The sequence below is a fragment of the Caballeronia sp. BR00000012568055 genome (assembly GCF_029439455.1).
Lineage (GTDB): Bacteria > Pseudomonadota > Gammaproteobacteria > Burkholderiales > Burkholderiaceae > Caballeronia.
Genome location: NZ_JAQFVG010000248.1, coordinates 28,491 through 36,402 on the forward strand (window position 1 = coordinate 28,491; position 7,912 = coordinate 36,402).

Here is a 7,912-nt window from a genome sequence, read left to right on the forward strand (position 1 = left end):
GCGGTGAACGTATCGCAACTGAACGCGGCGGTCGCAGCCGGCGAGACGCATTACTACAGCGTCAACGATGGCGGTACGCAGGGCGGCAACTTCGCTAACGATGGCGCGACGGCGTTGAATGCGATTGCGGCGGGCGTCGGTGCAGCGGCGAGCGGCGCGGGATCGGTGGTGATGGGCAGCGGCGCGTCGGACAACGGCAACGCGAACGCGACGGTATTGGGCGGCGGCGCGAGTATCGCGGCGGGCGTGGCGGGAAGCAATGTCGCGCTGGGGCAAGGGTCGAGCGTACGCGACGAATCAGGCCGTCGATGCCGTGAGCGCGACAGCGTCCGAAGGCTGGAAGCTCACGGCACAAGGCGCGAACGGCACGACCGTATCGCCGGGTGCGACGGTCGATTTGAATAACGCGGACGGCAATCTGGTCGTCAGCAAGACCGCAGCGAACAACGACGTCACGTTCAATCTCGCGCCGAATATCGCACTCACGAGCGTGACGACGGGCAACGCGAAACTCGACACCAGCGGTTTGATCATCCAAGGCGGTCCGAGCGTGACGACATCGGGTATCAACGCGGCGGGCGCGAAGATAAGCAACGTGCAGGCAGGCACCGCATCGACGGATGCAGTCAACGTATCGCAACTGAACGCGGTGGTCGCGAGCGGCGAAACGCACTACTACAGCGTCAACGATGGCGGTACGCAGGGCGGCAACTTCGCCAACGACGGCGCGACGGGACTGAACGCGATTGCGGCGGGCGTCGGTGCATCGGCGAGCGGCGCGGGGTCGGTCGTGATGGGCAGCGGCGCGTCCGATCACGGCAACGCGAACGCCACCATAGTGGGCGACGGCGCGAGCATCGCGGCGGGCGTAACGGGAAGCAATGTCGCGCTGGGGCAAGGGTCGAGCGTGACGTCCGCAGCGGTATCGACGTCCAACGCGATTATTGATGGGCAAAGTTATTCGTTCGCGGGTGCGACACCAGAGGGCGTGGTCAGCGTGGGCGCGTCTGGCGTGACGAGACAAATCACGAACGTGGCGGCGGGGCAGTTATCGGCGGCATCGACGGATGCGGTGAACGGCTCGCAACTGTACGCGACGAATCAGGCGATCCAGGCGGCGAACAGCATGGCGTCCGAAGGCTGGAACCTGCAGGCGCAAGGCGCGAACGGCACCAACGTCGCGCCGGGCGCGACCGTGAATCTGACCAATAGCGATGGCAACGTCGTCATCAGCAAGACCACCGCCAATAACGATGTCACCTTCAATCTCGCGCCGAACCTCACGCTCTCGAGCGTGACCACCGGAAACACGACGCTGAATACCAACGGTCTGAGCATCCTGAACGGACCGAGCGTGACGACATCGGGCATCGACGCGGCGGGCGCGAAGATCATCGGCGTGGCGGCGGGCACGGCATCGACGGATGCCGTCAACCTCGCGCAACTGAACGCTGCGGTCGCCAGCACGGAAACCCACTACTACAGCGTGAACGATGGCGGCACGCAGGGCGGCAACTTCGCCAACAACGGCGCGACAGGTTTGAACGCGCTGGCGGCGGGTGTCGGCGCGCAAGCCGAATCAAGCGGTGCGGTGGCGATCGGCTCGCAAGCGCAAGTGTCCGTTGCGGGCGGCGTCGCGATTGGCGAGGGATCGGTTTCGGATCGGCCCATCGCGCCCGCACAGGGCACGATTCCCAACGGCGGCACGCACGCCATTCCGTTCAATACGTCCGACGAAACCTTGCTGGGCGCGGTGTCGTTCGGCAGCGCGACGGGCGCGAGTTATCGGCAACTCACGAATGTCGCCGATGGCACGGCCCAGCAAGACGCCGTGACGATCCGCCAACTCGCGGGCGCGCTCGACTCGTTTGCGGTAACCGGAACCGAATACTTCCATGTCAATTCGACGCTAGCCGATTCGCTGGCGATCGGCTCGCAATCAGTCGCGGTCGGACCGACGACGGTCGTCAATGGCGATTTCGGCGTGGGTATCGGCGATGGCGCAATCGTCGATAGCACTGCGCCGGGCGGCGTGGGCATCGGCGAGGATGCGCACGCGGCACAGGCCGATGCCATCGCCATCGGCAGCGGCAGCACGGCCTCGGGCGCGCAGTCGATCGCTTCCGGCGCGAACGCGCACGCGAGCGGCGCGGCCAGCCTCGCGTTGGGTTCGGGCGCGCAGAGCAGCGCCGCCGATGCCCTGGCGATCGGCGCGGGCGCGAATGCGTCGTTCGTCAACAGCATTGCGCTGGGCGCGGGATCGGCCACGCTGGTCGGGCCGCTGGCGAATTACACCGCGTTTGGACTGAGCGGGCAGCAGACATCGTCAGGAGAATTGAATATCGGCAATCGGCAGATCACGGGGCTTGCTGCGGGCGCGACCGCCGGGGATGCCGTCAACGTCGCGCAGCTTCAGGCCGTGCAGGCGCAACTCGCGCAGCAAATCGCCGATATCAACGCCGGCGGCAATTCCGGCGGCAATGGCACGCCGATGTTCGTCGCCAACACGAGCACGACATCGGCCACGCCTGCCGCGACGGGCAAGGGCGCGGCGGCGGGCGGCGCGGGCGCGGTGGCGTCGGGTGCGGACAGCACGGCGATCGGCAGCGGATCGCAGGCGAGTGCGGCGGGTTCGACGGCGATCGGCAATGCGGCCGTCTCGACCGGCGCAAATTCGATCGCGCTCGGCGCAAGCAGCCGGGACGATGGCCGCGCCAATGTCGTATCGGTAGGATCGGACGGCAGCGACCGGCAAATTTCCCACGTCGCGGCGGGCACGCAAGCGGACGACGCGGTCAACGTGTCGCAACTCAATGCCAGCTTGGCGCAAGCCAACGCCTACACCGATCAGCGCTTCAACCAGGTGCAGCAGGGCATCACGGATCTCGCCCGCAACGCCTATTCGGGCATCGCCGCCGCCACCGCAATGACGATGATCCCGGAAGCCGACGCCGGCAAGACCATGTCGATCGGCATCGGCACGGGCGGATATCGCGGCTATCAGGCCGTCGCGCTGGGCGGCAACGCGCGCATCAACCCGAACCTCAAGCTCAAGGCCGGCATGTCGGTGACGTCGGGCGGACTGGTGTTCGGCGTGGGCGCAGGCGTGCAGTGGTAGGCCGCAGCGACCCAATACTTGTGTATCGTAAAAAAACGATATATGATTCGTTTTAAGACGATTTGAAACGGATCGCTTTTTGACTCCGTTCCCGGCCGTCAACCGTACCTGCACTGAAATGGACATCGACGCTATTCACAAAGCCCTCGCCAACCCCCTTCGCCGTGAGATTCTCGAATGGCTGAAGGAGCCTGAGCGGCATTTCCCTGAACAGGAATTGCCGCACGTGCATGGCGTCTGCGCGGGCCAGATCGATGGGCGCTGCGGCATGTCGCAGTCCACCGTTTCGGCGCATCTTTCGACTTTGCACAAGGCCGGTCTGGTCACCACCAAGCGCGTCGGACAATGGGTGTTCTTCAAGCGCGATGAAGCGGTGATTCAGGCGTTCCGCGATTCCGTCGGCAATCTCTGAGCGCGTGATTTTTCGCATCGGCTGATACTTTCAATTTAATTAGGATACCGTTACATGGCTAATCTATTCGATCCGCTTCAGGTCGGCGCATTGACGCTCAAGAACCGCATTGTGATGGCGCCGCTCACGCGTCAGCGCGCAGGCGACGTGCGTGTGCCGAACGCGCTGATGGCGCAGTACTACGCGGACCGCGCATCGGCCGGTCTGATTCTGAGCGAAGCGACGTCGGTGACGCCGCAAGGCGTCGGTTATGCCGACACGCCGGGCATCTGGTCCGACGAACAAGTCGAAGGCTGGAAGCAGGTCACCAAGGCCGTGCACGATGCGGGCGGCAAGATCATGCTGCAACTGTGGCACGTGGGCCGTGTATCGGATCCGGTGTTTCTGAACGGTGAATTGCCGGTTGCGCCGAGCGCGATCGCGCCGCAAGGACACGTGAGCCTGGTGCGTCCGCAGCGCGCATACGTGACGCCGCGCGCGCTCGAACTCGATGAAATCGCTGGCGTGGTGGCGGCGTATCGCAAGGGCGCGGAAAACGCGAAGCGCGCCGGTTTCGATGGCGTGCAGGTGCACGGCGCGAATGGTTATCTGCTCGATCAATTCTTGCAGGACAGCACCAACGTGCGCACGGATGCCTACGGCGGCTCGATCGAAAACCGTGCGCGCTTGCTGCTCGAAGTGGTGGATCAATGTATCGATGTGTGGGGCGCGGATCGCGTGGGCGTGCATCTTGCGCCGCGCGCCGATTCGCACACGATGGGCGACAGCGATCGCGCCGCAACGTTCGGTTATGTCGCAGGCGAGTTGGGCAAGCGCAAGATCGCGTTTATCGCGGCGCGTGAGCACGAGGCATCGGATAGTCTCGGACCGCAACTGAAGAAGGCGTTCGGCGGGGTTTATATCGCGAACGAAGGCTTCACGAAGGACAGCGCAGAAGCGATCATCGAACGCGGTGATGCGGATGCGGTGGCGTGGGGCAAGCCGTTTATCGCCAATTCGGATCTGGTGCGCCGGTTCGAACTGGACGCGCCGCTGAATGATTGGGACACGAGCACGTTCTATGCGCCGGGCGCGAAGGGTTATACGGATTATCCGTTGCTGGAGACGGCGGAGTAAGGCGTTTCAAAGCACTCGGGCAGTGAGGAAACAGCGGCTTCGGCCGCTGTTTTTTTGTGCGCGACGCCTCTCCAGCATTCGCTGCAATGATCGCCGCGCACCAGCGACTCGGCGGAAACAATCGATTTTTCATTCAACGCTGCGGCAAAAATAGTGTATTGGTGCGATAAGCCCGATCGCGGTGCGTGTCACGAAGACGCGTCCGCATCCGCGTCATCGTCTGGACGACCCCGCTGTCGCAGTCCGCTGTCGCAGTCCGCTGTCGCAGTGATTGATACGGGCGTCATGGATCAATGGTCATTCATTCCCCTGGTTTCATCCTCGCCGTTATAAGCACGCGTGAGGTTCGTTCCGCGAAGGAGTGCATATGTCATGGTTCACCGCAACGCTGCGCAGTTATCCTGAAATCGCCGTGTTTCTCTCGCTGGGCATCGGTTATTGGGTCGGCGCGAAAAGCTTCAAAGGCTTCAGCTTAGGCGCGGTCACCGCGACACTGCTCGCGGCCATCGCCATCGGGCAGCTTGGCATCACCATCTCGCCGAACGTCAAATCCGTCTTCTTTCTGATGTTCCTCTTCGCCGTAGGCTATGGCGTCGGGCCGCAGTTCGTGCGCGGTATCGCGAAAGACGGGCTGCCGCAGGCGATTTTCTCAGTGATCCTCTGCGTGCTGTGCCTCGCCGCGCCTTATCTGGCCGCGAAAGTCGCGGGATACGACGTCGGATCGGCGGCGGGATTGTTCGCAGGCTCGCAGACCATTTCCGCGTCGATGGGCCTCGCCACCGACGCCATCAACCGTCTCGGCCTGCCGCCCGATCAGGCCAAGCCGCTGCTCGATGCCATGCCCACGGCCTACGCCGTCACGTATATCTACGGCACCATCGGCTCCGCGCTGATTCTGGCGATGCTCGGGCCGAAGCTGCTCGGCATCGACCTGGTGCAAGCGTGTAAGGAATACGAAGAAAAAATGGGCGGCGCGGCGACGTCGGGCGGCGGCGCGCTCGCCTGGCATGAGTTCTCGCTGCGGGCGTATCGCGTGGAGGCGGGCGGGCGCGTGGCCGGGCTGACGGTCGGGCAGGCCGAAGCGCTCGAACCGGCGGGCGTGCGGCTTTTCATCGAACGAATTCGGCGCGGCGGCACGATCGACGAAGCTAAGATCGACGATGTCCTGCAACCCGGCGATGTCGTCGCTGTCGCGGGGAAGCGCGAGCAACTCGTCGATATTCTCGGCGGCGTCGCGCACGAAGTGGACGATCCCGAATTGCTCGCGGTGCCGGTGGAAGGCGTCGATATTTACATCACGAGTAAAGCGGTCGAAGGGAAAACGCTCGCCGAACTCGCGCAACTGCCGGGCGCGCGCGGCGTGTTTATCCGCAAGATCAAGCGCGGCGCGACCGAAACGCCCATTCCCGTGCTGCCCGCGACCAAGCTGCATCGCGGCGATACGGTCACGCTGGTCGGCCGTACGCAGGACACGACTGCGGTGGCAAAGCAAGTCGGCGTGATCGACCGCCCGACCGATATCGCCGATATGGCGTTCACCGGTCTCGCCATCACGCTCGGCGCGCTGATCGGCGCAATCGTGATCCGCGCGGGCGGCATTCCAATCACGCTCTCGACGGCGGGCGGCGCGCTGATCGCGGGCATCGTGTTCGGCTGGCTGCGCGCGATTCATCCGACCTTCGGGCGCATTCCGTCTCCCACATTGTGGTTCATGAATTCGGTCGGGCTGAACGTGTTTATCGCCGTGGTGGGCATCACGGCGGGGCCGGGCTTCGTCGCGGGCTTGCAGAAGCTCGGCGTGAGCCTGTTCTTGTGGGGGATTTTCGCGTCGTCAGTACCGCTGATCATCGGCATGTATATCGCCAAATACATTTTCAGGTTCGATCCCGCGCTGCTGCTCGGCATTTGCGCGGGCGCGCGCACCACGACGGCCGCGCTCGGCATGTTGTGCGATGCTGCCAAGAGTCAGGTTCCCGGTCTCGGCTACACCGTCACCTATGCCGTCGGCAACACGCTGCTGACGATCTGGGGAATGGTGATGGTCATGCTGCTCAGTTGATCCCGATCTCGTTCTCTTTCATCGAAAACCTTTCCGGAGGTGTCGGATGTCCAAGTCCTCGAAATCCAGTCTCGACGATCGCGCCGCCACGGCCGCGCTCAGTCCGTTCGAACTGAAGGACGAACTTATCAAGGCGGCAGGCGGCGGCGTGGTGGAACGCCCGGCGAATCTCGCCATGCTCAACGCGGGGCGCGGCAATCCGAACTTTCTTGCGACCGTGCCGCGTCATGGCTTCTGGCAACTCGGCCTCTTCGCGATGCGCGAATCCGAGCGTTCTTTCGCGTATATGCCGGAAGGTGTAGGCGGATTTCCGAAGCGCGAGGGCATAGAAGAGCGCTTCGAAATCTTTGCGCGCGAGTTCAAGGGCACGCCGGGCATCGCGTTTCTGGCGGGCGCGGTGTCGTATGTGCGCGATCAACTCGGCCTGAACGCGGCGGATTTTCTGTATGAGATGTGCGAGGGCATACTCGCGTCGAACTATCCGGTGCCGGATCGGATGCTGAAGTTGTCGGAGATTATCGTGGCGCAATATCTGCGGCGCGAGATGATCGGCAAGCATCCGTTCGTTGGTAAATTCGATACCTTCGCGGTCGAAGGCGGCACCGCCGCCATGACCTATATCTTCAATACCATGCGCGAGAATTTCCTGATCAGCGCAGGCGATACCATCGCGCTCGGCAGGCCGATTTTCACGCCGTATATCGAGATTCCGCACCTCAACGACTACAAGCTCAACGTGGTGAATCTGGACGCGAGCGTCGAAAATAACTGGCAGTACTCAAAGAAGGAACTCGACAAACTGCGCGACAAGAAAGTGAAGGCGTTCTTTCTCGTCAACCCGAGCAATCCGCCGTCCGTCAAAATGGACGATGCCAGCCTTCAATACATTGCGGAGATCGTCAAAGAGCGGCCCGATCTCATTCTCCTCACCGACGATGTCTACGGCACCTTCGCCGACGACTTCGTTTCGCTTTTCGCGTTATGCCCGAAAAACACCATCCTCGTGTATTCGTACTCGAAGTATTTCGGCGCGACGGGATGGCGGCTCGGCGCCATCGCCACGCATGAAGACAATATCTTCGATGAACTGATCGCCGCGCTGCCGAAGGACAAGAAAGCGGTGCTGCACGAACGCTACGAATCCATCACGACGGAGCCGGACAAGCTCAAGTTTATCGATCGTCTGGTGGCGGACAGCCGCACGGTC

General features: G+C 63.0%; 6 protein-coding genes. All 6 read left to right on the top strand.

The features are described from left to right. Positions 1-3: 3 nt before the first annotated feature. On the top strand, positions 4-405 hold the full coding sequence (locus P7F28_RS13245) for a hypothetical protein (RefSeq protein ID WP_277184954.1): 402 nt from the start codon (positions 4-6) through the stop codon (positions 403-405). Beyond that, positions 314-3,118, top strand: coding sequence for a YadA-like family protein (locus P7F28_RS13250; RefSeq protein WP_277184955.1), 2,805 nt, complete (start codon positions 314-316; stop codon positions 3,116-3,118). Before P7F28_RS13245 ends, P7F28_RS13250 begins: the two co-directional genes overlap by 92 nt. A gap of 118 nt (positions 3,119-3,236) precedes the next feature. Further along, positions 3,237-3,530, top strand: coding sequence for a helix-turn-helix transcriptional regulator (locus P7F28_RS13255; RefSeq protein ID WP_277185156.1), 294 nt, complete (start codon positions 3,237-3,239; stop codon positions 3,528-3,530). 54 nt (positions 3,531-3,584) lie between these two features. Continuing rightward, the gene (locus tag P7F28_RS13260; protein WP_277184956.1) at positions 3,585-4,646 is read left to right on the top strand and encodes an alkene reductase; all 1,062 of its coding nucleotides are present in this window, start codon (positions 3,585-3,587) and stop codon (positions 4,644-4,646) included. Positions 4,647-5,013: 367 nt separating this feature from the next. Next, complete coding sequence (gene aspT, locus P7F28_RS13265; RefSeq protein ID WP_277184958.1) at positions 5,014-6,705, top strand: aspartate-alanine antiporter; 1,692 nt, start codon at positions 5,014-5,016, stop codon at positions 6,703-6,705. A 46-nt stretch (positions 6,706-6,751) separates the two neighbouring features. Beyond that, on the top strand, positions 6,752-7,912 hold a 1,161-nt coding region (locus P7F28_RS13270), incomplete at its 3' end, for a bifunctional aspartate transaminase/aspartate 4-decarboxylase (RefSeq protein WP_277184959.1).